Origin of the sequence: Acidiphilium sp. PA, from assembly GCF_026191915.1 — a bacterium.
Lineage (GTDB): Bacteria > Pseudomonadota > Alphaproteobacteria > Acetobacterales > Acetobacteraceae > Acidiphilium.
Window position 1 is genome coordinate 1 of record NZ_JAIMBY010000007.1, and the last position, 24,684, is coordinate 24,684.

Here is a 24,684-nt window from a genome sequence, read left to right on the forward strand (position 1 = left end):
GTCAAGCATGGGCGCAGCCCACCGCGTAGCGGCGCGAAGCGTGCTTGACGAGACCGAGCACGGCGGCAGACTTGGGGGAGGAGAGGACAAATCAAAGGCGGGGGCAGGCGATGAATTAATGGTTGCTACGGCTTGCTTATCCGACTACTTCCGACTCGTTGCTACCTATTGTCGGCGTTATTCCATAAACCCTGACCGAATTTCATTACCATTCCTTATATATACCTGAAACTTCAGTTCTCTTACGAGTCCGGGAGTATATTCATTCATTTTTGAGCATGTCTTATTTATTTTGTCCAATGAAGTTGTTGCTCGCTCGTCATTTCTTTTTAATTCTTCATCGTTATAAACCAGACTCAATAATATATTCCAAAAAACAAAATCTAATGCGGTCGATTGAATCCAATCAACGGTTTCTCCAAAACCGGCTACCCAACGAATATTGTGATTCGATTCAAGTATCATTTTCGCATTGCGTTCATTCCCGAAAAGACATGAACCAAAATAAATGCCTCTGTACGACGAGGCAAGACTTCGAGTTATTTTTTTAAAATCTGAAATTTTTATTTCTTCCGCTGATCCCTGCAAACTTTCCCCGTTGCCATGTGAGGCAATGTAAAGATATCGACCGCCTCTTCCAGAGTTCACATTGTTATTTAAGATACTTGAAAGAGCATTATACGTAGAGAACATCTCGTAGTAATAATCATGCTGGTTACCAAAGATCAAATCAACTAACACATCAAATACAGGTTTTACCGTAATATTTTTCTTTGGCCACCATTTTCCCTCTAGAACAACTAAATCTGATCTAACTCGCGTCATACGTTGTCGCCAATATTTTCAATTAAGGGGTCTGGGGCCTAAGGCCCCAGTGGGGTCGAGGGGCGAAGCCCTCGCCTTACTGACAGGCCAAACACTCCTCATAATTCGTGGTACTCGCCGCTGCCGCGAGGGGGATGTGGGCGGTGTTGTTGGCGGCTTCGAGGTGGGTGCGGTGTTCTACTTTTTCGCTGATGCTGTCGGCGCGTTGGATGGAGAGGGAGCGGCAGTAGTACAGCGACTTAACGCCGCGTTTCCAGGCCTGGTAGTGGATTTGGTGGAGGTCGCGCTTATTCACATCGGCGGGGAGGAAGACGTTGATGGACTGGCTTTGGCAGATGTAGGGGGTGCGGTCGGCGGCGTGTTCGATGATCCAGCGCTGGTCGAGTTCGAAGGCGGTTTTGAAGACGGATTTTTCGTCGTCGGTCAGGAAGTCCAGGTGTTGGACCGAGCCTTTGGTGACGGTGATGTTGGACCAGGTGGCGTCGTCGTCGCGGCCTTTGGATGCCAGGAGTTGCTGGAGGTGGCGGTTGCGGACGGAGAAGCTGCCGGAGAGGGTTTTTTGCAGGAAGACGTTGGCGGCGATGGGTTCGATGCCGGGGCTGGAGTTGCCGGCGATGATCGAGATTGAGGCGGTGGGGGCGATTGCCATTTTGTTCGAGAAGCGTTCCATGACGCCGTACTCGGCGGCGTCCGGGCAGGGGCCGCGCTCTTTTGCCAGTGTCTGTGACGCGCGGTCGGCGCCGGCGCGGATGTGTTTGAAGATTTTGATGTTCCAGGCCTTCGCCATGGCGGATTCGAAGGGGATGTTCAGGGCCTGGAGGAAGGAGTGGAAGCCCATGACGCCGAGGCCGACCGAGCGTTCGCGCATGGCGGCGTATTTGGCGCGGGCCATGGAATCGGGCGCGTGGTCGATGAAATCCTGCAGCACGTTGTCGAGGAAGCGCATGACGTCCTCGATGAACTGGGGGTTATCGTGCCATTCGAGCCAGGTTTCGAGGTTGATCGAGGACAGGCAGCAGACGGCGGTGCGTTGCTGGCCGTGCTGGTCGAGCCCGGTGGGGAGGGTGATTTCGGCGCAGAGGTTGGAGGTTTTGACCTCGAGGCCGGCGAGTTTGTGGTGCTCGGGGCGGGCGTTGTTCACATGATCGGAGAAGATGATGTAGGGCTCGCCGGTTTCGATGCGGGCGGTGAGGATGCGGACCCAGAGGGCGCGGGCGGAGACGTGGCGGACGTGGGCGCCGTCCTTGGGTGAGGTGAGGGACCATTGGTCGTCGGCTTCAACGGCGCGCATGAACGCATCCGAGATCAGGATGCCGTGGTGCAGGTTGAGGGCCTTGCGGTTGGGATCGCCGCCGGTGGGGCGGCGGATTTCGATGAATTCCTCGACCTCCGGGTGGCTGATGGGCAGATAGACCGCCGCTGAGCCACGGCGCAGCGAGCCCTGGCTGATGGCCAGCGTGAGGCTGTCCATCACGCGGATGAAGGGGACGACGCCGGAGGTTTTGCCGTTCTGGCCGACTTTTTCACCGATCGAGCGGAGATTGCCCCAATAGGAGCCGATGCCGCCGCCCTTGGAGGCGAGCCAGACGTTTTCGTTCCAGAGATCGACGATGCCTTCGAGGGAGTCGGAGGCTTCGTTGAGGAAGCAGGAGATGGGCAGGCCGCGCGCGGTGCCGCCGTTGGAGAGCACCGGGGTGGCGGGCATGAACCAGAGCTTGCTGATGTAGTCGTACAGGCGCTGGGCATGGGCCTGATCGTCGCCGTAGAAGGAGGCGACGCGGGCGAACAGGTCCTGGTAGGATTCGCCGGGCATCAGGTAGCGATCGTCGAGGGTGGCGCGGCCGAAATCGGTCAGGAGCGCGTCGCGGGAGCGGTCGACCTTGATCTGGTGGCGGCCCTGAAGCTGGATGTCGGTTTCCAGCAGGGTGGGCTCAAGCAGAGCCTGGTCGGCACGGGTCATGACGTTCATTGCAGCGGAGACTCCAATCGGTGCGGCGGAGGGTATAACAACATATTGGGAGGGCATCGCGCAATCGCTACTAGATGAAGTTTTATCAGAAAATTGGCTTGCGCCGAGTCGATGGGGGTTGTTCGTTGTTTGTTCTTGTATGGGGCGTGGGGGAGGAAGGCAAGGGGGGCGTTGGTGGGGAGGGCTGGGTAGGGGAAGGTAAAGGAAGACTTCTTTTTTGGTAAAAAAGAAGCAAAAAACTTTTTGACACTGCGGGCGGTGGGAGGGCTCTGGCGATTGCCGGCCGGTCGGGGGCGGGTTCTTTTTTTCAAAAAAGAACGTCTTGCCTGGTTTGTTTTATTGATGACCGGCAGGCGATAAGCTTCGCAAGGGCTCTGCCCATCCTGCGGTGCTGGATTGCGAGGTTCTGACCGCGACAGGGCCGGGAAGCAGAGTCAAAAAATTTTTTGGTTCTTTTTTATAAAAAAGAACGCCTTGCTTAACTTGTTTTATTGGTGACTGGAAAGTGATGGGCTTCGCAAGGGCTCTGCCCATCGGCTTGCTTACTTCATCTCCGAACAGAACTTCTGAATGCGCGTGCAGGCTTCGCGCAGGGCTTCGGTGCTGGTCGCGTAGCTGACGCGGAAGTAGCCGGGGTAGACGAAGGCGCTGCCGTGGACGGTTGCCACGCCCTGTTCATCGAGAAGGGCGGTGACGAAGGTTTCGTCGTCGGTGATTTTGGTGCCGCCTGCGGTGGTTTTGCCGAGGCAGCCGTGGATCGAGGGGAAGACGTAGAAGGCGCCTTCGGGGGTGCCGCAGGTGAGGCCTGGCGCGTCGTTCAGCATGGCGACGACGAGGTCGCGGCGGTCGCGGTAGGTGTTGCGCATGATTTCGATGTCGTCTTCCGGGCCGTTGAGGGCGGCGACGGCGGCGGCCTGGCTGATCGAGGAGGTGTTGGAGGTGGACTGGCTCTGGAGTTTGTCCATCGCCTTGATCAGGGCGAGCGGGGCGCCGGCGAAGCCGATGCGCCAGCCGGTCATGGCGTAGGCTTTCGAGCAGCCGTTCATGGTGACGGTGCGGTCGCGCAGGGCGGGTTCGACCTCGACGATGGTGGCACCCTTGAAGCCGTCGTAGGTGAGTTTTTCGTAGATGTCGTCGGTGAAGATCCAGACGTGGGGGTGGCGGAGCAGCACGTCGCAGATCGGGCGGAGGTCTTCGGCGGAGTAGGCGGCGCCGGTGGGGTTGGAGGGGGAGTTGAGGATCAGCCATTTGGTGTGCGGGGTGATCGCGGCTTCGAGGTCTTCGGCGCGGAGTTTGAAGCCGTGGTTCTGGCTGCAGGGGACGAAGACGGGTTTGCCTTCGGCGAGCTGGACGATATCGGGGTAGGAGACCCAGCAGGGGGTGGGGATGATGGCTTCGTCGCCGGCCTGGATGGTGGCGAGCATGGCGTTGAAGATCACCTGCTTGCCGCCGGTCGAGACGATGATTTCCTCGGGTTTGTAGTCGATGCCGGAATCGCGTTTGAATTTGGCGGCGACGGCGCGGCGGAGTTCCATGGTGCCGGCGACGTCGGTGTATTTGGTGTCGCCGTGTTCGATCGCGGCGATGGCGGCCTGTTTGATATGGGCGGGTGTATCGAAATCGGGTTCGCCGGCGGAGAGGCTGATGATGTCGCGGCCCGCGGCCTTGAGCTGGCGCGCCTTGGTCGAGATGGCGATGGTCTGGCTCGGGCTGATGCGGTTGAGGCGTGCGGCAATCAAATCCATGTTCGTGCTCCCAAAGACCGGTCGGATTTAGCGGGAAACCGCGGGGTTGAATATGGCGTGGATGCAACATCTGCCGTGCGGGTCTTGCCGAGCCGCGCGCAAACCCATATCAGAGCGACACGGATTGGGGTGTAGCCAAGCGGTAAGGCAGTGGATTTTGATTCCACCATGCGGAGGTTCGAATCCTCCCTCCCCAGCCGGTTCATTCATGATTGGTCAGATGAAGTCGGGTTTCCGCTTTTCGATGAAGGCGGTCATGCCTTCGCGCTGGTGGGGTGTGCCGAACAGGGCGAGGAAGGTGGCGCGCTCGTAGGCGATGCCTTCGGCGAGGGTGGTTTCGAACGCGCGGTTGATGCTGCGCTTGGCGATTGTGACTGCGACCGGCGAGAGTGACGCGATGGTGGCCGCGATCTTGTGCGCTTCGGCGAGCAGGTCGGCGGCGGGGATGATGCGGCTGACCAGGCCGGCGCGCTCGGCTTCGGTTGCGTCCATCATGCGGCCGGTCAGGATCATGTCCATTGCCTTGGATTTGCCGATCGCGCGGGTGAGGCGCTGGGTGCCGCCGGCGCCGGGGATGACGCCGAGGTTGATTTCGGGCTGGCCGAACTGGGCGGTGTCGGCCGCGATGATCATGTCGCACATCATGGCGAGTTCGCAGCCGCCGCCGAGCGCGTAGCCGGCGACCGCGGCGATGACGGGTTTGCGGATGGTGGTGACGACTTCCCAGTTCCTGCCGATGAAATCATCGAGCGCGGTATCGGGGTAGGTCTTGTGCTGCATTTCCTTGATGTCGGCGCCGGCGGCGAAGGCGCGGGGCGAGCCGGTGAGGATGATGGCGCCGATCGCGGGATCGGCGTCGGCGGCGCGCAGGGCGCCGGCGAGTTCGGTCATCAACTGGTCGCAGAGGGCGTTGAGGGCGCGCGGGCGGTTGAGGGTGATCTGGGCCACGCGTCCGTGGGTTTCGGTGATGATCATTTCATAGGTCATGGCGGTCTCCGTTCGGCTGGTGTTTTTTCATTGATCGGGGTGGTTGGCCAGGGGGGCGCGATCGTTCGACAGGGCGGCGGCGAGGCGTGCCCAGGCGGCGCGGCCGGCGGGAAGGCCGAATCGCAACCAGGCGGGCTGGTCGTCGAACCGGCGCGTCATGATGCCGGCTCGGGCGAGGCGATCGTGCCACGCGGACGCGGACGCGGTGGCGGCGAGGCGGAAGAGCGGTGTGCCGCCGATGAGGGTCATGCCGGCATCGGTCAGCAGCCGGTCGAGCGTGGCGGCGGCGCGGGTCAGGCGGTGCCGGGTTGCGGTCAGCCAGGCGGGATCGGCGAGGGCGATCGTGCCGATCGCGATCGCCGGACCTGAGACCGCCCAGGGGCCGAGTGCTGTGCGGATGGCGGCGGCGCGCGGGGCATCGGCCAGGGCGAAGCCGAGCCGGATGCCGGCCAGGCCGTAGGTTTTGCCGAACGAGCGCAGGATGACGATGGCGGGATGCGGCAGGGATTCTGCCATGCTGGTGGCGGGGCCGGCGAGGTCGGCGAAGGCTTCGTCGATCACCAGCAGGCCGCCGCGCGCGGCGAGATGATCGGCCAGGGCGCGGAGCCGGGCGGGCGGGATGATCCGGCCATCCGGATTGTTCGGGTTGCAGAGCACCAGTGACGAGGGTGCGGGCAGGGCATCGAGGTCGTGGATCAGATCGACCCTGCCGCCGCCGCGCGCCCAGGCGGCCTGGTGTTCGGCGTAGGTCGGGCCGAGGATGGCGATGTGCGGCCGGGGCAGCAGGCGGGCGAGCAGTTCGATCAGGATTTGCGTGCCCGGTGCTGCGGCGACCATCGCGGGGTCGGACACGCGATAGGCGGCGGCGGCGATGGATTCGAGGCGCGTGGCGGCTTCGGGGTCGGGCAGGCGGGTGAAGCAGTCGGGCGGCAGGGTTGGGACCGGGTAGGGGATCGGGTTGATGCCGGTGGACAGGTCGATCCAGGGTTGCGGCGCGGCGGGGTAGGCCTGGCGCATCGCCTCGCGCCGGCCGCCGTGCAGGAGGGGGCGTTCTGTTGCCGTGTGCCGGCTCATGATATCGACGGCGCCGATGAAACTGCTGGTCTGCATGCCATGGATCTGATGCTCACGGTTCCGATCGCTGCCCTGGCGCTCACGATCGAGGCCATCATCGGTTATCCCGATACGATATTTCGGTTGATCCGCCATCCCGTGATGTGGGCGGGGGCGCTGATCGCGCGGCTCGATGCGGGGCTGAACCGGGGTGGGGCGCGGCGGCGGCGCTGGCTGGGGGTGGCGGCGCTGGTCGTGCTGGGGCTGGCGGCGTGGCTGCCGTGCTGGCTGATCGAGGCATCGGTGTTCGCGCTGGTGCCGCGCGCGGTGGGGATGGTGGTGATCGGGGTGCTGGCCAGCGCGTTGCTGGCATCGGTCAGTCTGATCACCCATGTGTGGGCGGTGGCGGTGGGGTTGCGGTCCGGGCTGGCGGAGGGGCGGGTGGCGGTGTCGCATATCGTCGGGCGCGATCCGGCGAGCCTCGATGCGGCGGGGGTGGCGCGGGCGGCGATCGAGAGTCTGGCGGAGAATTTTTCCGATGGGGTGGTGGCGCCGGCTTTGTGGTGCGCGGTGTTCGGACTGCCGGGGATCGCGCTTTATAAGGCGGTGAACACGGCGGACAGCATGATCGGGCATCTGACACCGCGGCATGGCGCGTTCGGTTGGGCCGCGGCGCGGTTCGACGATGTGATCAACCTGCCGGCGTCGCGGCTGGCGGCGCTGTGGCTCGTGGTGGCGGCGGCGGTTGTGCCGGGGGCGAGCGCGCGCGGGGCGATGGCTGCGGTGCGGCGGGATGCGGGCCAGCATCGCTCGCCGAACGCGGGCTGGCCGGAGGCGGCGATGGCTGGCGCGCTCGGGCTGCGGCTGGCGGGGCCGCGGGTTTATGGCGCCATCCGCGTCGATGATGCCTGGATGGGCGCGGGGCGGGCGGCGGCGGGGGTTGCGGATATCGAGCGCGCGTTGCGGCTGGTGCGGGTTGCGGCGTGGGTGCAGATCGGCGTCGTGTGGCTGCTGGCGGTGGTCATCGGGCCAGCGTGAGCAGGGCGTCGATGTCGATATGGGTTTCGAGATGGGCGGCCAGGGCATCGAGCGTGGCGTCGATCTCGTCTTCGAAATTTCGCACCGCGGGGGTGGCGCCGTAGCGGCGGAGCAGGCCTGCGCGGGCGGGATCGGCGGTGAACAGGCCATGGATATAGGTGCCGGCGATCCGGCCATCCGGTGATTGCGCGCCATCCGCCCGGCCATCGGCGAGGTGGAGCAGCGGGCGGGCGGTGGCAGGGCCGGTGGTCTGGCCGATGTGCATTTCAAAGCCGGTGACGGCGGCGGATTCGGGGATGAGGCGGCCGGTGGCGGCGGTGAGGCGTTTGTCGCCGGCGAGGATGGTTTCGATATCGAGCAGGCCGAGGCCGGGGGCGCTGCCGGGCGGACCCTCGATGCCGTGGGGGTCGGCGATGGTGCGGCCGAGCATCTGATAGCCGCCGCACAGGCCGAGCAGGGCGCCGCCGTGGCGGTGGTGGGCGCGGATGTCGATGTCCCAGCCCTCGGCGCGCAGGGTTGCGAGATCGGCGATGGTGGCTTTGGAGCCGGGCAGGATGATCAGATCGGCCGCGCGCGGCAGCGGCGTGCCGCGCGGAATGAAGCGCAGATCGACATCGGGTTCGCCGTGCAGCGGATCGAGATCGTCGAAATTGGCGATGCAGGGCAGCATCGGCACGGCGATGACCAGGGTGGCGCCGGTGCGGTGGGGTGCGTTGGCGGCGAGGTCTGCCGCGTCTTCGGCGGGGAGGTTTCTGATGCTGTCGAAATGCGGGACCAGGCCGAGCGGGCGCCAGGGCGTGTGGCGCGCGATCGCGGCCATGCCGTCGGCGAACAGGGTGGGGTCGCCGCGCATTTTATTGACGATGAAGCCGGCGATCAGCGCGGCGTCCGCCGGATCGAGCACGGTTTGTGTGCCGACCAGGCTCGCGATGACGCCGCCGCGATCGATATCGCCGATCAGGATGACCGGGCTGCCGGTGGCGCGGGCGAAGCCCATGTTGGCGATGTCGTTGGCGCGGAGGTTGATTTCCGACGCGCTGCCGGCGCCTTCGATCAGGATGAGGTCGGCGCCCGATTGCAGTTGCGCGAAGCTTTCGAGCACATGGGGCATCAATTGCGGTTTCAGCGCCTGGTAGTCGCGCGCCTTGGCGGTGCCGAAGATGCGGCCGTGCACGATGATCTGGCTGCCGGTTTCGCTTTGGGGTTTCAGCAGGATCGGGTTCATGTGGACGCTGGGGGCAACGCGGCAGGCGCGGGCCTGGAGCGCCTGGGCGCGGCCGATTTCACCGCCCTCCGGCGTGACGGCCGCGTTGTTCGACATGTTCTGCGGTTTGAACGGCAGGACGCGCAGGCCGCGATTGGTCAGGGCGCGGGCGAGGCCGGCGACGATGGTGGATTTGCCGACGCTGGAGCCGGTGCCTTGGAACATCAGGGCGCGCGCCATCAGAATTCGATGCCTTGCTGGGCTTTTACCCCGGCGGCGAAATGATGTTTGGTGGCGGTCATTTCGGTGACCAGATCGGCGGCTTCGATCAGGGCCGGCTTGGCGTTGCGGCCGGTGATGACGACGTGCATCGGCCGCGGGCGGGCGGCGATGGCCGCCAGGATGGGGTCGAGCGCAAGATAATCGTAGCGGAGTGCGATGTTGAGCTCATCGAGAATGACCAGCGCGATTTCGGGGTCGGCCAGAAGGGTTGCGGCGGTGGCCCAGGCGCGCTGGCAGGCGGCGATGTCGCGCGCTTTGTCCTGGGTTTCCCAGGTGAAGCCCTCGCCCATGGTGTGAAAGGTTACCAGATCGTCGAACCGGGCGAGGGCGGTGCGTTCGCCGGTGGCCCAGGCGCCCTTGATGAACTGGACGATGGCGACGCGCCGGCCGTAGCCGATCATGCGGAGCGCGAGGCCGAAGGCGGCGGTGGATTTGCCCTTGCCGGGGCCGGTGTTGACGATCAGCAGGCCTTTTTCGATGGTTTTGGCTGCGACCTCGGCATCCTGGAGGGCTTTGCGTTTCGCCATTTTGGCGCGGTGGCGGGTTTCGTCTTCGCTCATGTGCGGTTCATTTCACGGTCAGGGGCAGGCCGGCGACCATGAATATGACGTGGTCAGCGCCGGCTGCGATGCGTTGGTGCAGCAGGCCGGCGGCATCGCGGAAACGGCGGGCGAGGGCGTTTTCGGGCACGATGCCAAGGCCGACTTCGCTGGCGACCAGGATGGTGGGGGCGGCGCGGGCGGCGATTGCGGTGGTGAGGCGGGCGGATTCGGCGGTGAGATCGGCCTCGGCGAGGAGGAGGTTGGTGAGCCAGAGGGTGAGGCAATCGATCAGGACCGGGGCCGTGCCGGCGGCTTGGAGCGGGGTGATCAGGTCGAACGGGGCTTCGGTGGTGTGCCAGTTATGGTCGCGGCGGGTCTGGTGAAGGGCGATCCGCTCGCGCATTTCGGCATCGAACGCCTGGGCGGTGGCGAGGTAGTGCCAGGGGGGCTGGTGCGACGCGAGCAGGGTTTCGGCGTGGCGGCTTTTGCCGGAGCGGGCGCCGCCGAGGATGAGGGTGGTGGGAATGGGCGGGGTTCCTTGCGCGGTTTGGGATGGCGTAGCGCAAGGGGGAGACGGCTGGAAGCCGTGGACGTTATTCTATGACAACGGGTTGGGACAACGGGTTGGTGGTGTGCATGCGCGGACTTGGTGCGGCCGGACTGCCGTGGGGGTGGCGTTGTCTGGCAGATTGGTGCGCGATGGCGCGCGATGTTCATCGATCGTTAATCATTTCGCGGTATCGACATCAGGTGTGCGCGGCGCGCGACGGAGAGACGGCCTGGACCGTCGCGAAGGCGACGATTTGATGAGGTTGATGGATGATGGGCGAGGCGGGGTGGTGGGACGAACAGATCGTGATGCCGAGCAGTGCGTTTGCGCCGGCGGGGTCGATCCATCTGGGTGAGACGATGAATTGCAGCGCGACGCGCGCGCGGTTCGCGGCGAGGACCGCGACGCGGGCCGTCAAGCACACGCGGGTGCGCGGCGCGGTGTTCGATTCGATCAGCGGCTGTCTGTTCAATCAGGGCCGTCTGCTGCCGCAGACGGCCGGATTGCTCTACGCGAATGAGGAGTCGGTGGCACGGGCGCGGTCGCGGTCACCCTCGTTCGAAATCAGGGGGCGGCGGGTTTTTTCGATCTTTTTTCGTTGGGCAGAGGCCAATTACGGGCACTGGATCGACCAGGTTCTGCCGGCGCTGTTTCATTTCATGGCCGATCCTGAATTCGCATCGTCGGTGCTGCTGCTGCCGAAAACGTCGTTGGCGGCGCAACGGTCGAGTTTGCACCATGTGCTGCGGGATTTGCCCGATCATAAGTTCGTCGAGGACAATGAGGCGATCTTTTGCGACGATATCACGATTTCGTCGCTGTTGACGGAACATTCCGGGGGCGTCGAGATGGCATGCCAGCCGATGTATAACGCGATCGTCGATCCGTTGTGGCGGCAAAACTCGTTTCTGACCGATCGCCCCCGCCCCATGATTTACATCTCGCGCGAGGACGTCACCGCGCGCAGCATGCGCAACGAGTTGGCGCTGATCGAGATGCTCGCGGGATTCGGGGTGATCCCGGTGATTTGCAGCAAGATGTCGTTTGAGGAACAGGTCGAGATGTTCGGCTCGGCATCGGTGATCATCGGTGCTCATGGCGCCGGGTTGGTGAATATCGCGTTCTGCCGACCCGGGACGGTTCTGTACGAGTTGTTCCCGAGCCATTTCATGCCGAATGTGTTCAATGGCATCGCCCAGGCCCGCGGGATGCATTACTGGGCCGATCAATTCGAGCCTGATCCGGTTCCCGATCTGGGTCGAACGGGTCTGGAGGCCGATATCCTGAACCGACGGGCGCGGAGCTGGGCGGTCGATATTCCGCTGATCAAGGACCGGATCGAGATGATTCTTGCACATCGATGAGGCGGGAGACTGGTTCGCCCTGTTCGTGGGTTGGGATGGATATGAAGCGGGGACGGGTGATTGAGGGGGCGATTGAGGGGGCGATTGGGGGTGAGGGTGGCGGGCGGTCCGGATTTTGCGATGAGGCGGGCGGGGCGACCGGGATGGGGCTGACCGCTGGATGAGGGCAGGATGGCGCGGTGATGTTTCGGGTGATTTGTTTTGAGGTTTGCCGGGCGACTGTGGCGGGTCAGGGTTGCCGGATGCGGTAGTGATAGGGGTAGGCGGGCTGGAAGCCGAGCGATTGGTAGAGGGTTCTGGCGGGGTGGTTGGCTGCGGTGACCTGGAGGTAGGCGGTGTGGGCGCTGACCTGGTGGCCCCAGTGGAGCAGGGCGGTGGTGAGGCGGCGGCCGTGGCCGTGGCCGCGATCGGGCGGGTTTATCACGATGTCGAACAGGCCGATGGCGCCGCGTTCGTGGACGGCGAGGCCGAAGCCGATGGCGCGGTGGTTGGTACGGCCCTGGGCGTGGTTGTTGGTGCGACCGGCGGGGTGGCCGGGGATGCGGAGGGTGGCGAAGGCGGCGGGGAGGGCGATGGCGGCGACCATGCGGTCGTGGATCGGGCGGTGGTGCGGGGGGATGTTGCTGGCCTCGGCTGATCCGGTGCGCCATTCGGCTGAGGGGGATGGCGCGATTTCGATTTCGATCGCCGGGTCGATGGCGGGTTTGGGTTGCATCGCGGGCAGTGCGGCGTGGAGCACCAGCGAGGGGTCGGATCTGGTGTAGCCGGCATCTGCCAAAGCCTGGTCGATGGCGGGGCCGGCGAGGGGTGAGAGGCGGAAGATGGCGGGCAAATTCTGGCGGGCGTAGAGGCGTTCGGCGGCGGCGCGCAGGGTTTCGAACGGGGTTGCCGGGTCGAGCGCGTTGACCGAATTGGCGCGTTTGGTGTGGCCGCCGGACAGGCGCATGACCCAGCCGCCGTGCAGGATGGTTTGCAGGGCGGGCCAGGCGTTCATGGCACGTTCTTCGAGGGCGCGGAGTTCTGGGGCGCGGAGTTCTGGGGCGCGGAGTTCGGGGGCGCAAAGGTCGGGGGCGTGGATGGGGGCGGGGTCGGTCATCGGGTGGAGTATGACGGTTGGTGGTTGGAGGTGGAAGGTGTTGGGGTGCTGGTGGGATTTGGATCAATCGGCGAAGCACGCGTGAGCGCCGGTTGGGCGGTGCGAGAGCCGGGACACGGTTGCCGTTGCGGGGGAAAGCGGTCAGCATGATTTGCTAACGGGGGGCGGACGGCATGAATCAGGTGGACCAGCGTTTTCAGACTTATTTCGATGCGCTTCGCCGTGTGCCGCTGGATGACAAGACCGAGCATACCGACCGGGGTGCGCTGGAGGCGTTGCTGGCGGCGTTTGGACGGACAGGGGTTGTGGTGCAGCATGAGCCACGGCGGCAGGACGACAAGGGGTCGCCTGATTTCAAGATAACCAGTGGCGGCGCGGTGCTTGGCTATGTCGAAGTCAAGACGATCGGGGAAAATCTGGATGCTGTGCTGAAATCGGCGCAAATCAAGAAATACCGGCTGCTTTCGGACAATATTCTGCTCACTGATTATCTGCATTTCATCTGGATTGGGCCGCAGGGGATCGAGCGGGAATCGCTGGCGTTTGCCGATGATCTTGATAATCGCAAGTACCGGCTCAATCCCGATCGGGCGGCGGTGGTCGGGCGGTTGATCGGCGGATTTTTTTCGCAGCCGCCGGCGGGGATTGCGCGGGCGCAGGCGCTGGCGGCGGCGCTGGCGACACGATCGCATTTGTTGCGCGACGGGTTGGCGGAGGCGTTGGCGCATCAGGCGGCGCATCAGCAGCAGGGGCGGTTGTATGGGCTGTTCAACGCGTTCCGGGTGCAGGTTTTTCATGATCTGGAACTTGGCGAATTTGCCGATGCGTTCGCGCAGATGCTGGCCTATGGGTTGTTCCTGGCGCGGTTGAACACCGATGAGACGATTACGCTGGATAATGCGCGCCAGTTCGTGCCGGGGGCGTTTCCGCTGATTCGTGAGTTGATCGATTTCATCGGCGAGTTGCGGTCGGCGGATTACGGGGCGATTCGTTGGCTGGTCGAGGAGATATTATCGATTATGAACGGGCTCGATCTGGCGGCGATCCGGCTGGATTTGAGTTTTTCGAACCGGCGGGCGATCCGGCGGGCGGTGCGGGCGGATTCGGAGGCGGAGCATCGTTTGTTCGAGCGGGACCCGTTCGTGTATTTCTATGAGGATTTTTTGGCGCGGTATGATGCGAAGCTGCGCAAGTCGCGCGGGGTGTATTACACCCCGCCGCCGGTGGTGAATTTCATTATCCGGGCGATCGATGATCTGCTGCGGTCGGAATTCGGGATTGCGGATGGGCTCGCGGATCATCGGCGGGTGACGCTGCTGGATTTCGCGACCGGGACGGGGACGTTTCTGCTCGAGGCGCTGGAACGGATGTTCGAGACGATCGGCGATGGTCAGGCCAAGCGGGAAATGCTGGTGCGTGAGCATGTGCTGAAAAACGTGTTCGGGTTCGAGTATCTGATCGCGCCGTATACGATCGCGCATTTGAAATTGTCGCAGTATTTGAAGGACAAAGGGATCGCGCTGGGCGGTGCTGAGCGGTTGCGGATTTATCTGACGAATACGTTGGAGCCGATCGCGCCGCAGGCCAATTTTTTGCTTCCGGCATTGAGTGACGAGGCGGCGGCGGCGCAAACGGTGAAGGATCAGCCGATCCTGGTGATTACGGGAAATCCGCCGTATTCGGGGCATTCGCGCAACAAAGGTGAATGGATTGCGCGCGCAATCGATGCCTACAAGATGGTTGATGGCGAGAAGCTGGGCGAGAAGAATCCGAAGTGGTTGAACGATGATTATGTGAAGTTCATCCGGTTCGCGCAGATGAAGATCGATGCGGTTCCGGAAGGGATTGTCGGCATCATCACCAATCATTCCTTTCTCGACAACCCGACGTTCCGGGGGATGCGCCAGTCGCTGATGAAGAGTTTCGACCGGATTTATGTGCTCGATCTGCATGGCAATGCGAAGAAGAAGGAACAGGCGCCGGACGGATCGAAAGACGAGAATGTCTTCGATATCGAGCAGGGGGTGGCGATTTCTCTGTTCGTGAAATCGCGCCATGCGACGGATCGGAAGGTGTTTCGGGCTGATTTGTTCGGGATGCGGCTGGCGAAATATGAGGCTCTGGCGCGGACGGCGTTTGCTGGTGTCGAGTGGCGGGAGGTGGTGCCGGCAAAGCCGTTTTATTTGTTCGAGACGGCCGACGCCGTTCTGGCGTTGGAATATCGTGCGTTTCCAGCGGTCGGGGATATTTTTCCGGTCAACAGCGTTGGTATCGTGACGGCGCGCGACAATCTGGCGATCCAGTTTTCACGCGAGGATATCATGCGTGTGGTGCGGGATTTCTCGGAGCGTAGTCCGGAGGATGCGAGGGAGCATTATGGGCTCGGAAAGGACGTGCGGGATTGGCGGGTCGCTTGGGCCCAAGCAGATGTGGTCAACTCCGGAATAACGACGGCGTTAGCTAGGCAAGTTCTCTATAGACCCTTTGATGCTCGATGGACTTATTTTACTGGCCATTCGCGTGGATTTCATTGTTATCCTCGATCGAACGTTATGCGTCACATGCTGCAGGATAACATTGGACTTATCACATCGAGGCTGACCAAGGGCGAAACTTTTAAGCATGTTCAAGTCTGCGATAGTATTACTGAAGTTATCTGTATGTCTCCCACTACTTCAAATAATGGCTTTTTGTTTCCGCTCTTTCTTTATTCAATCTCTGAGCAAAGCGCCGGCAGCAAAAAAACTGTGCGCACAGGTACCATGGATTGGCTTTCGAATACAGAACGCTCTGAAAATATCGCTCCCGCATTTCGTTCTGAACTAATCGCACGCTTTGGTAAAGTAAAAATCACGCCAGAGCAGATTTTTGGATATGTCTATGCTGTGCTGCATGCGCCTGCTTATCGGAGCCGCTATGCTGAGTTTTTGCGGGGAGATTTTCCGCGAATCCCGTTGGCACCGGAGCGGGCGCAGTTCGAGTTGCTTGCCGGGCTGGGGTGGGATCTGGCGCAGGTTCATTTGTTGAAGGTGCGGCCGGCGGGGCGGTTGGCGCAGTATCGGGGGCAGGGCGACAATTTGGTCGAGACGCCGCGTTATGTGGCGGCGGAGGCGGCGGTTTACATCAATGCGGGGCAGTTTTTTGCGCCGGTCGCGGCGGACGTGTGGGGGTTTCAGATTGGTGGGTATCAGGTGCTGGAGAAGTATTTGAAGTCGCGCAAGGGGCGGGTGTTGAGTCTGGATGAGGTGACGCAGGTGGAGCGGATTGTGGGGGCGTTGGGGGCGACGATCGAGGCGATGGCGGCGATCGATGAGGTTTATGTGCGGGCGTTCGGGTTGGGTGGTGTGGGGTGATGGGCTGGGTTGTCGCGTTTGGTTCGCAATGACGGGGTGTGGGTGGTGGGTATCGAGGGATACCCACCCTACGATTCGGGGTGGAGCGGGGCTGGATTGCCGCGCTTCGTTCGCGAGATGACGGGGCGGGGGTTTTGGGTGTGGGTGGTGGGTATTGAGGGATACCCACCCTACGGGTCTGGGTGGTTTGATTTATAAAAGTTTTTTGCTTCTTTTTTTCAAAAAAGAAGGCCTTGCCTTGCCTTGCCTTGCCTTGCGCGCGATCGTTTTGACAGGCGTCGGGCGGGGCTTGTATGACTAGACTGTGATGGTCCTTCCGCGAGGGAGGTGAATAGGGAACGTGGTGTGAGGCCACGGCTGCCCCCGCAACTGTAAGCGGCGCGGTTTCCGTCCATTTGCCACTGGGTGTTTTCCGGGAAGGCGATGGGAACCATGGGGAGTGATCCCCGGCGTTGTGAGCCAGGAGACCTGCCATCTGCGGCCGGGCGTGATGTCTGGCTGGGCTGAACGTGTCTCGGGCGGGGTGTCCTGATGACAGCGACGCGTGAAAACGTCGTCTTTCGGTTTGCCGTTCTGGCGGGCCGGGACGGTCAGTGATCGTTGCCTGATGCATGGCGGAGGGTTCCGTCCGGGGGTTCGATGACTGACGCGGTTGCGCATTTGCATGTCTGTATCACGTGCCGGGCTGGTTTGCCGTTGGAGCCCGGCGGGGTGCCGATGGGGGCGGATTTGTATGCCGCACTTGCCGCGTGCGCCGAGGGGGCGCCGGTTGTGCTGCGCGGGGTCGAGTGCCTGGCGATGTGTGCGCACGGGTGTTCGGCGGCGATTTCGATGCCGGGGAAATGGAGTTATCTGTTGGGCGGGTTGCGGCCGGCGATGGCGGGCGATCTGATGGATTATGCGCGGTCGTATGTGGCGTCGGGCAGCGGGACGATCATGCCGTCGCGCCGGGCGGCTTCGCTTCGGGATATGATCGTGGGCCGGGTGCCGGCGTTCGATGCGGGGATGGGGGAGGCTGCGGAATGAGCAAGGTGCCGGCGACGATCATCACGGGGTTTCTGGGGGCGGGGAAGACGACGCTGCTGCGGCATCTGCTGGCGCATGCGGGCGGGCGGCGGATTGCGGTGATTGTGAACGAGTTCGGGGCGTTGGGGGTGGATGGCGAGACGCTGCGGCGGTGCGGCATCGAGGCGTGCGGCGATGAGGATATTGTCGAACTGGCGAACGGGTGTCTGTGCTGCACGGTGGCGGAGGATTTTATTCCCACCATGACGGCGCTGCTCGATCGGGCGTTGCCGCCGGAGCACATTATCATCGAGACGTCCGGGCTTGCGATTCCGAAGCCGCTGCTGAAGGCGTTCACCTGGCCGGGGATCGGCACGCGGGTGACGGTGGATGGGGTGATCGCGGTGGTAGATGGGCCGGCGGTGGCGGCGGGGCGGTTTGCCGATGATCCGGCGGCGGTGGCGCGGCAACGGGCGGCGGACCCTTCGCTCGATCATGATAATCCGCTGGCCGAGGTTTATGAGGATCAGTTGCAGGCGGCGGATCTGATCGTGCTGAACAAGGCGGATCTGCTGTCGGGCGACGCGCTGGCGGCGGTGCGGGCGGGGATTGCGGCGGCGTTGCCGCGGGCGGTGAAGCTGGTGGCGGCGCGGCAGGGCCAGCTTGATCCGGCGGTGGTGTTCGGGCTGGGGGCGGCGGCGGAGGCGGATCTGGCGGCGCGGCCGTCGCATCACGATGCCGAGGACGGCGCGCATGAGCATGATGATTTCGAGAGTTTTTCGGTGGGGATCGGGGTGCAGGGCGATGTCGATGGGTTGATCGCGCGGCTGCGCGCGGTGGCGGCGGCGCATGACGTGCTGCGGATCAAGGGGTTTGCGGCGATCGCGGGCAAGCCGATGCGGCTGGCGGTGCAGGGGGTGGGCGCGCGGTTCACCTGGCATTTCGATCGGGCGTGGGCGGCGGGCGAGGTGCGGCGCGGGGATATCGTGGTGATCGGGCTGAGCGGGCTGGATCGGCCGGCGATCGAGGCGGCGATCGGCTCTGAGACGGTTGCGGCGTAGCGATGCATCTGCTCGTCCGCGAGACGGCGACGCTGGATGATCAGGAGGCCGCGGTCGATCTGGGGCAGAGTGCGGCGGATGTTGTCATGCTGTCGTTTTCCGACAGTGATCTGGGCGGGATGGCGCAGGCCTGGCAGGCGATGGGCGAGGGCCGGCCCCACGAGCGGCCGAGCTTGCGGCTGGCGAATCTGGTGCGGCTGCGCCACCCGCTTTCGGTGGATTTGTACGTCGAGCAGGTGATCGCGCGGGCGCGGTGCGTGGTGATCCGCATTCTCGGCGGGGTGGATTACTGGGCGTATGGCTGCGCGGAGGTGGCGCAGGTGTGCCGGGCGGGCGGGATCGCGCTGATCATGATCGAGGGAGACGGGCGGGTGGATGCGCGGCTCGCTGCGATGTCGACCGTGAGCGGGGCGATGCGGGCGCGGATGGCGGGGTTTCTGCGCGAGGGCGGGACAGCGAACATGGCGGCGGCGCTGGGGTTGGCGGCGCATCTGGCGGGTTTGGGTGCGGATGCCGGGGCGATGCCGGTGGCGTTGCCGGCGGCGGGGGTGTTCGGGGCGCCGGCGGCGGCAGACGGGCGGCCGGTGGCGGTTGTGGTGGTGTATCGGTCGCACGTGCTGGCGGGGGATACCGCGCCGGGCGAGGCGTTGGCGGCGGCGCTGGCGGCGCGCGGGATGGCCGTGGAGATTTGGTTCGTCGCGAGCTTGAAGGATACGGCGGCGGCGGATTTCATCGCGGCGCGGCTGGCGGTGGTGCGGCCGGCGATCGTTTTGAATGCGACGGGGTTTGCGGCGCGGGCGGGTGCGGGGTTCGTGCTGGACCTGGCTGACGTGCCGGTGCTGCAGGTGATTTTGTCGGCTTCGTTCGATGCGGTCGGGGCGGGGTTTCGCGGTGTTTCGCAGACGGATCTGGCGATGCAGGTGGCGTTGCCGGAGCTGGATGGGCGGCTGCTGACCACGGCGATTTCGTTCAAGGCGGCGGTGGAGGAGGTTGCGGGGCTGGAGTTTGCCCGGGTGGTCAACCGGCCCGATCCGGCGGGGGTGGCGCTGGCGGCGGATCGGGCGGCGGGGTGGGTGCGGCTGGCGCGGGCGGGCGTGGCCGAGCGGCGGGTGGCGGTGGTGATTTCGGATTATCCCGGGGTGGATGGGGCGGGATCGGGTGAGGTCGGGCACGCGGTGGGGCTCGATTGTTTCGCGAGCCTGGCCGCGATGATCGAGGATATGGCGGGTGCCGGGTATGCGTGCGGCGCGCCGGTGGATGCGGCGGCGCTGGTGCAGGGATTGTGCCACGACGCGCCGGGTGCGGTGCTCGCGGTGGCGGATTATCGCCGGTATTTCGCGGACCTGCCTGCGGCGTTGCGCGATGAGATGCTGGCGGCCTGGGGCGAGCCGGAGGCGGATGCCGCGGTGGTGGCGGGGGTGTTCCGGCTGCGGCATGTGCGGTGCGGGCAGATTGTGCTGGCGGTGCAGCCGGATCGGGGGAGTTTGACCGATCGCAAAGCGGGGTATCACGATGCGGCGCTGCCGCCGTGCCATGCCTATGTGGCGTTCTATATCTGGTTGCGGCGTGAACTTGGGGTGCATGCGCTGGTGCATCTGGGCACGCATGGCACGGTGGAATGGCTGCCGGGCAAGGCGGCGGCGCTGGGGGACGCGTGCTGGCCGGTGGCGCTGCTGCGCGGGTTGCCGGTGATTTATCCGTTCATCGTGAACAATCCGGGCGAGGCGGCGGCGGCGAAGCGGCGGCTGGGGGCGGTGACGATCGGGCATCTGACGCCGCCGCTGGTGGCGGCGGGTTCGGACAGTGCTGCGCTGGAGCGGCTGATCGATGAATATGCCGCAGCCGATGGGCTGGATCGCAGGCGCGCGGCGCTGTTGCGGCGCCAGATTATCGAGCAGGCGGCGGATGGCGGGTGGCTCGCGGAATGCGGCGTGCCGCCGGGGGCGGATGAGGATGTGGCGCTGGCGCGGCTCGATGCGTATTTGTGTGATCTCAAGGATTTGCAGATCCGCGATGGGCTGCATGTGTACGGCCGGGCGCCGCGCGGCCGGGCCGCGATGCTGGCTGCGCTGACGGCGGCGTGCCCCGCGGTGGATGGTCTGGCGGCGCGGCTCGATGGGTCGGGCGGCGGCGAGCGGGCGGCGTTGCTGGCGGCGCTCGATGGGCGGTTCGTGGCGCCGGGGCCCGCCGGGGCGCCGAGCCGGGGGCGGGCGGACGTGCTGCCGACCGGGCGCAATCTGACCACGCTCGATCCGCGCATGATCCCGACCGGTTCGGCGATGGCGCTGGCGGCGAAAGCGGCGGACGTACTGCTGGCGCGGCATCGGCAGGATCAGGGCGATGATCTGCGGGCGGTGGTGATCGATTTATGGGGCAGCGCGAGCCTGCGGACCGGTGGCGAGGACCTGGCGCTGGCGATGATATTGCTCGGTGTTGCGCCGGTTTGGGACGCGGGGACCGGGCGGGTCAGCGGGTTCGAGATCGTGCCGCTGGCGGTGCTGGATCGGCCGCGGGTGGATGTGACGCTGCGGATTTCCGGCCTGTTTCGCGATGCGTTCGAGATGCAGATTTCACTGTTCGATGCGGCGGTGCGGGCGGTGGCGGTGCGGGATGAGGCGGTGGCGTGGAACCCGCTGGCGGCGGCGCGGGACTTGACCGGCGCGGCGTTCCGGGCGGCGACGGCGCGGATTTATGGCGCGGCACCAGGGGATTATGGCAGCGGGGTTGCGGATCGGCTGGCGCGCGGCGGCTGGCGGGATCGCGACGAACTGGGGCGGGCGTATCTCGCTGCATCGTCGAGCGCGTACGGCCAGGGGCTGGATGGCGCGGCCGATGCTGCAGGGTTCGCCGCATTGGTGCGCAGGGCCGGGGCGTTCGTGCATCAGCAGGATCATGCCGAGACCGATATTCTGGATGGTCCGGAATATGCGGCGCATGAGGGCGGGTTTGCCGCGGCGGCGGCGATGCTGGGGGGTGAGGCGGCGCTGTATCATGTGGATGGGTCGCGCCCGGATGCGCCGCGCAGCCGGCTGGTGGCCGAGGAGGTGGCGCGCATCGTGCGCGGGCGGCTGGCCAATCCGCGCTGGATTGCCGGGATGATGCGGCATGGCTATCGCGGCGGGGCCGAGATGGCGCGCGGGGTGGCGGCGCTGCACGGGTTTGCCGCGACGATGCCGGCGCGGTTCGATGCGCAGTTCGATCTGGTGTTCGATGCGATGCTGGGTGATGCGGCGGTGGATGGGTTTCTGCGGCGGGAGAATCCGGCGGCGCGGGCGGCGATCATCGCGCGTCTGGCGGACGCGCGGGGGCGGGATTTGTGGCATCCGCATCGCAATGACGTCGCGCGCGTGCTGGAGACGGGGGCGTGAGCCTGCGCGGCTGGTGCCCGAGCCTGGCCGAGCCGATGCCGGCGGCGGATGGGCTGCTGGTGCGGCTGCGGCCGCGTCTCGCACGGTTGCGCGCGGCCGAGGCGCGGTTGGTCGCCGATGCGGCGGCGCGGCACGGCAATGGCGCGATCGAGCTCACCAGCCGGGGCAATCTGCAGCTGCGCGGGTTCAGCGCGGCATCGGCCGTGGCGGCGGCGGCGATGATCGGGCATCTGGACCAGCCGGCGCGGCGGCCGCAGCTTCTGACGGCGCCGTTGCTCGGGGTCGATCCGGCGGCGCATCCGGCGGGTGAGGTATTGGCGGCGGGGTTGGGCGCGGTGATCGCGGCGCTGCCGGCGGTGAGCGGCCGGGCGGAGAAGTTTTTCATCACGCTCGATGCCGGCGGGGCGGCGGGGCTGGGCGCGACGGGGGCGGATATCGCGATTACGGCGGCTGTCCCTGCGATGCGGGACGCGGGCTGGGTGCTGCGGCGGGATGGTGATCCGCACGCGGTGGTTTGTGCGACCGATGCGGTGGTCGGCGTGGTCGAGGGGTGGTTGCGCGACTGGCTGCGGGCGGGCGTGGCGCGGATGCGCGCGATAGGCCCGGGGGCGGCGGCTGCGGTGCGGGTCGGTGCGGCGGTGCCTGTGCACAGGATACCGGGTGTTGCGATGGTTTCGGTGCCGTTCGGGGCGATGGACGCGGCGCGGTTGCGGGCGATCGCGGATAGGGCTGATCCGGGGGATGGCGTGCTGCGGTTGACGCCGTGGCGGGTGATCATGCTGGCGGGGGTGCATGCCGATGCCTATGCCGATGCGCCGGCGGGGGCTGCGGTGCGGGCGTGTATCGGGCGGCGCGGTTGTGCGGCGGCGAGCACGGATACCCGGGCGGATGCGGCGGTGCTGGCGGCGCATTTCGGGGCTGATGGCGATGTGCATGTTTCGGGCTGCGCCAAGGGGTGCGCGCATCCGATGGCGGCGGCGCTGACGCTGGTCGGGCGGGACGGGCGGTATGATGTGGTGGTGGATGGGCGGGCGGGCGATGCGCCGGTGCGGGAGGGCCTCGCCCTGGCCGATGTGGTCGCGCAGTTCGGGCTGCACGCCGGTGCGTTGGCATGAGTGATTACGATTACATTCGCGATGGCGCGGCGATTTACGCGCGCTCGTTCGCGACCATCCGCGACGAGGCGGATCTCGGCGGGTTGACGCCGGGCGAGGCGTTGGTGGCGGTGCGGGTGATCCACGCGTGCGGCATGGTCGATGTCGTGCGGGATCTGCGATTTTCGCCGGGGTTCGCCGATGCGGCGGCGGCTGCGTTGCGGGCGGGGGCGCCGGTGTTGTGCGATTCCGAAATGGTCGCGCATGGCATCACCAGGGCGCGGCTGCCGGCGGGGAATTCGGTGATCTGCACCCTGCGCGATGCCGCGGTGCCGGCGCTGGCGGCCACGATCGGCAATACGCGCTCGGCGGCGGCGCTCGATTTATGGGGTGAGCGGCTGGGCGGGGCGGTGGTGGCGATCGGCAATGCGCCGACCGCGCTGTTTCATCTGCTGGAATTGATCGACCGTGGCGCGCCGCGTCCGGCCGCGATCATCGGCATGCCGGTGGGTTTCGTGGGTGCCGCGGAATCGAAGGCGGCACTGGCGGCGCAGGATGCGGTGCCGTTCGTGATCGTGACCGGGCGGCGCGGCGGCAGCGCGATGGCGGCGGCGGCGGTGAATGCGCTGGCGAGCCCGGTTGAATGACCGGCACGCTCTATACGATCGGGATGGGGCCGGGTGATCCGGAGCTGGTGACGCTGAAGGCGGCGCGGATTCTGGCTGCGGTGCCGGTGGTGGCGTTTTTCGCCAAGCGCGGGCGGATTGGCCATGCGCGCGGCATCGCGGCTCCGCTGATCGGGGCGGGGGCGGCGGAGTTGCGGTTCGAATATCCGTATACCACGGAAGTTGCGCATGATGATCCGCAATATCGGGCTGCAATGGATTGTTTTTACGGCAAATCGGCCGAGTCAGTCGCGGCGGCGCTGGATGGTGGCGACGATGTTGCGCTGCTGTGCGAGGGCGACCCGTTTTTCTATGGCTCGGCGATGTATTTGTTCGACCGGCTGGCGCGCGCCTATCGCAGCGAGACTGTGCCGGGGGTGGCGGGGATGAGCGGGTGCTGGAGCCGCGCCGGGCTGCCGATGGTGCATGGCGATGACGTGCTGAGCATTCTGCCGGGCACGCTGGACGAGGCCGATTTGGTCGCAAGGCTGGCGGGCGCGGAGGCGGCGGTGATCATGAAAGTGGGGCGGAATCTGGAGAAGATCCGCCGTGCGCTGGAGCGGGCGGGGGTGATCGACCGGGCCGTGTATGTCGAGCGGGGCACGATGAGCGGGGAGCGGATCGTGCCGCTGCGGGCGCTGGTGACACCGACCGCGCCGTATTTTTCGATGATCCTGGTGCCAGGGCGGCAGGGCATTCGATGAGCGGAGCGGGGCGGTTGATCGTGGTCGGGCTGGGGCCTGGCGATCCGGCGATGCAGACGCCGCAGGCGGCGGCGGCGCTTGCGGAAGCGACCGATCTGATCGGCTATGGGCCGTATCTGGCGCGGGTGCCGGCGCGGCCGGGCGTGGTGCAGCACCCGACTGATAACCGGGTGGAGCTGGACCGGGCGCGCCATGCGTTGACGCTTGCGGCGGCGGGGCGGGTGGTGGTGGTGGTGTCATCCGGTGATGCCGGGGTGTTCGCGATGGCGAGCGCGGTGTTCGAGGCGATCGATCATGGCGAGGCGGCCTGGCGGGCGCTGGACGTGCGCGTGGTGCCGGGGATTTCGGCGCTGCTGGCGGTGGCGGCACGGGTCGGCGCGCCGCTGGGGCATGATTTTTGCGCGATCTCGCTGTCGGATAATCTGAAACCCTGGGAGTTGGTGGAGCAGCGATTGGTCGCGGCGGCGGGCGCGGGGTTCGTGCTCGCGCTGTATAACCCGGCGTCGCGGGCGCGGCCATGGCAGATCGGGCGGTGCTTCGAGGTGCTGCGCGGCGTGCTGCCGGGATCGGTGCCGGTGATTTTTGCGACCGCCGTGAGCCGGGCGGATGAGGCGGTGACGGTGGTGCGGCTCGATGCGGCGGACCCGGCGCTGGCGGATATGCGGACGCTGGTGCTGGTGGGCAGTGCGGCGACACGGATGGTGGCGCGTGAGGCGGGGGCGCCGTGGGTTTATACGCCGCGGGGGGTGGGGTGAGGCAGGGACGGGTAGGGGAAGACT

At 65.4% G+C, this 24,684-nt stretch carries 19 protein-coding genes, 1 tRNA gene and 1 riboswitch; of the genes, 11 read left to right on the forward strand and 9 right to left on the reverse strand.

The window, feature by feature from the left end; translation table 11 throughout:
- Positions 1-177 precede the first annotated feature (177 nt).
- The 3 genes from AruPA_RS10600 to AruPA_RS10610 form a co-directional block, all read right to left on the reverse strand.
- Positions 178-825 carry a hypothetical protein gene (locus AruPA_RS10600; protein WP_265636662.1) on the reverse strand — a complete coding sequence of 216 codons (648 nt, stop codon included), beginning with the start codon at positions 823-825 and terminating at the stop codon, positions 178-180.
- Positions 826-901: 76 nt separating this feature from the next.
- Positions 902-2,794, reverse strand: a complete 1,893-nt coding sequence (locus tag AruPA_RS10605) for a ribonucleoside-diphosphate reductase subunit alpha (protein WP_265636663.1) — start codon at positions 2,792-2,794, stop codon at positions 902-904.
- Positions 2,795-3,336: 542 nt separating this feature from the next.
- Positions 3,337-4,539 (reverse strand): pyridoxal phosphate-dependent aminotransferase, encoded by a 1,203-nt coding sequence (locus AruPA_RS10610; RefSeq protein WP_265636664.1) that lies wholly within the window; start codon positions 4,537-4,539, stop codon positions 3,337-3,339.
- Between the two features lie 125 nt (positions 4,540-4,664).
- On the opposite strand from AruPA_RS10610, the gene AruPA_RS10615 reads away from it, so the two are divergent.
- Positions 4,665-4,736: transfer RNA gene (locus AruPA_RS10615), tRNA-Gln, on the forward strand.
- A gap of 19 nt (positions 4,737-4,755) precedes the next feature.
- Here the strand turns inward: AruPA_RS10615 and AruPA_RS10620 are convergent.
- Positions 4,756-5,526 carry an enoyl-CoA hydratase gene (locus AruPA_RS10620; protein ID WP_265636665.1) on the reverse strand — a complete coding sequence of 257 codons (771 nt, stop codon included), beginning with the start codon at positions 5,524-5,526 and terminating at the stop codon, positions 4,756-4,758.
- 27 nt (positions 5,527-5,553) lie between these two features.
- Entirely contained in the window at positions 5,554-6,636 is a 1,083-nt protein-coding gene (gene cobD, locus AruPA_RS10625; RefSeq protein WP_265636666.1) for a threonine-phosphate decarboxylase CobD, read from the reverse strand.
- Positions 6,637-6,639: 3 nt separating this feature from the next.
- On the opposite strand from cobD, the gene cbiB reads away from it, so the two are divergent.
- Entirely contained in the window at positions 6,640-7,617 is a 978-nt protein-coding gene (gene cbiB, locus AruPA_RS10630) for an adenosylcobinamide-phosphate synthase CbiB (RefSeq protein ID WP_322784398.1), read from the forward strand.
- Here the strand turns inward: cbiB and AruPA_RS10635 are convergent.
- From AruPA_RS10635 to cobU, 3 genes are read right to left on the reverse strand one after another with little or no spacing between them, the layout of a single operon-like run.
- Entirely contained in the window at positions 7,601-9,061 is a 1,461-nt protein-coding gene (locus AruPA_RS10635) for a cobyric acid synthase (protein ID WP_265636667.1), read from the reverse strand. The two genes, cbiB and AruPA_RS10635, sit on opposite strands and share 17 nt — an antisense overlap.
- The gene (cobO, locus tag AruPA_RS10640; protein ID WP_265636668.1) at positions 9,061-9,663 is read right to left on the reverse strand and encodes a cob(I)yrinic acid a,c-diamide adenosyltransferase; all 603 of its coding nucleotides are present in this window, start codon (positions 9,661-9,663) and stop codon (positions 9,061-9,063) included. The genes AruPA_RS10635 and cobO overlap by 1 nt, the downstream gene beginning before the upstream one ends.
- A 7-nt stretch (positions 9,664-9,670) precedes the next feature.
- Complete coding sequence (gene cobU, locus AruPA_RS10645) at positions 9,671-10,171, reverse strand: bifunctional adenosylcobinamide kinase/adenosylcobinamide-phosphate guanylyltransferase (RefSeq protein WP_265636789.1); 501 nt, start codon at positions 10,169-10,171, stop codon at positions 9,671-9,673.
- A gap of 293 nt (positions 10,172-10,464) precedes the next feature.
- On the opposite strand from cobU, the gene AruPA_RS10650 reads away from it, so the two are divergent.
- Complete coding sequence (locus tag AruPA_RS10650) at positions 10,465-11,559, forward strand: DUF563 domain-containing protein (protein ID WP_265636669.1); 1,095 nt, start codon at positions 10,465-10,467, stop codon at positions 11,557-11,559.
- Positions 11,560-11,788: 229 nt separating this feature from the next.
- Here AruPA_RS10650 and AruPA_RS10655 read toward each other — a convergent pair whose 3' ends face one another.
- Entirely contained in the window at positions 11,789-12,655 is an 867-nt protein-coding gene (locus AruPA_RS10655; protein WP_265636670.1) for a GNAT family N-acetyltransferase, read from the reverse strand.
- A 173-nt stretch (positions 12,656-12,828) separates the two neighbouring features.
- Here AruPA_RS10655 and AruPA_RS10660 point away from each other — a divergent pair, with 173 nt between their 5' ends.
- The 8 genes from AruPA_RS10660 (at position 12,829) to cobJ (ending at position 24,660) form a co-directional block, all read left to right on the forward strand.
- Positions 12,829-16,008 (forward strand): type ISP restriction/modification enzyme, encoded by a 3,180-nt coding sequence (locus tag AruPA_RS10660; RefSeq protein WP_265636671.1) that lies wholly within the window; start codon positions 12,829-12,831, stop codon positions 16,006-16,008.
- 291 nt (positions 16,009-16,299) lie between these two features.
- Positions 16,300-16,499: riboswitch (cobalamin riboswitch) on the forward strand.
- Between the two features lie 148 nt (positions 16,500-16,647).
- Positions 16,648-17,034, forward strand: a complete 387-nt coding sequence (locus tag AruPA_RS10665) for a DUF1636 domain-containing protein (protein ID WP_265636672.1) — start codon at positions 16,648-16,650, stop codon at positions 17,032-17,034.
- A complete protein-coding gene (cobW, locus tag AruPA_RS10670) occupies positions 17,031-18,074 on the forward strand; it encodes a cobalamin biosynthesis protein CobW (protein WP_265636673.1) in 1,044 nt (347 codons plus the stop codon). Before AruPA_RS10665 ends, cobW begins: the two co-directional genes overlap by 4 nt.
- 2 nt (positions 18,075-18,076) lie before the next feature.
- Positions 18,077-21,442: a cobaltochelatase subunit CobN gene (gene cobN, locus AruPA_RS10675; RefSeq protein ID WP_265636675.1), complete on the forward strand. Its 3,366-nt coding sequence runs from the start codon at positions 18,077-18,079 to the stop codon at positions 21,440-21,442.
- On the forward strand, positions 21,439-22,557 hold the full coding sequence (locus AruPA_RS10680; protein ID WP_265636676.1) for a precorrin-3B synthase: 1,119 nt from the start codon (positions 21,439-21,441) through the stop codon (positions 22,555-22,557). Before cobN ends, AruPA_RS10680 begins: the two co-directional genes overlap by 4 nt.
- A complete protein-coding gene (locus AruPA_RS10685) occupies positions 22,554-23,183 on the forward strand; it encodes a precorrin-8X methylmutase (RefSeq protein ID WP_265636677.1) in 630 nt (209 codons plus the stop codon). The genes AruPA_RS10680 and AruPA_RS10685 overlap by 4 nt, the downstream gene beginning before the upstream one ends.
- Positions 23,180-23,905, forward strand: a complete 726-nt coding sequence (locus AruPA_RS10690) for a precorrin-2 C(20)-methyltransferase (RefSeq protein ID WP_265636678.1) — start codon at positions 23,180-23,182, stop codon at positions 23,903-23,905. The genes AruPA_RS10685 and AruPA_RS10690 overlap by 4 nt, the downstream gene beginning before the upstream one ends.
- On the forward strand, positions 23,902-24,660 hold the full coding sequence (cobJ, locus tag AruPA_RS10695) for a precorrin-3B C(17)-methyltransferase (RefSeq protein ID WP_265636679.1): 759 nt from the start codon (positions 23,902-23,904) through the stop codon (positions 24,658-24,660). The genes AruPA_RS10690 and cobJ overlap by 4 nt, the downstream gene beginning before the upstream one ends.
- Positions 24,661-24,684: the final 24 nt, after the last annotated feature.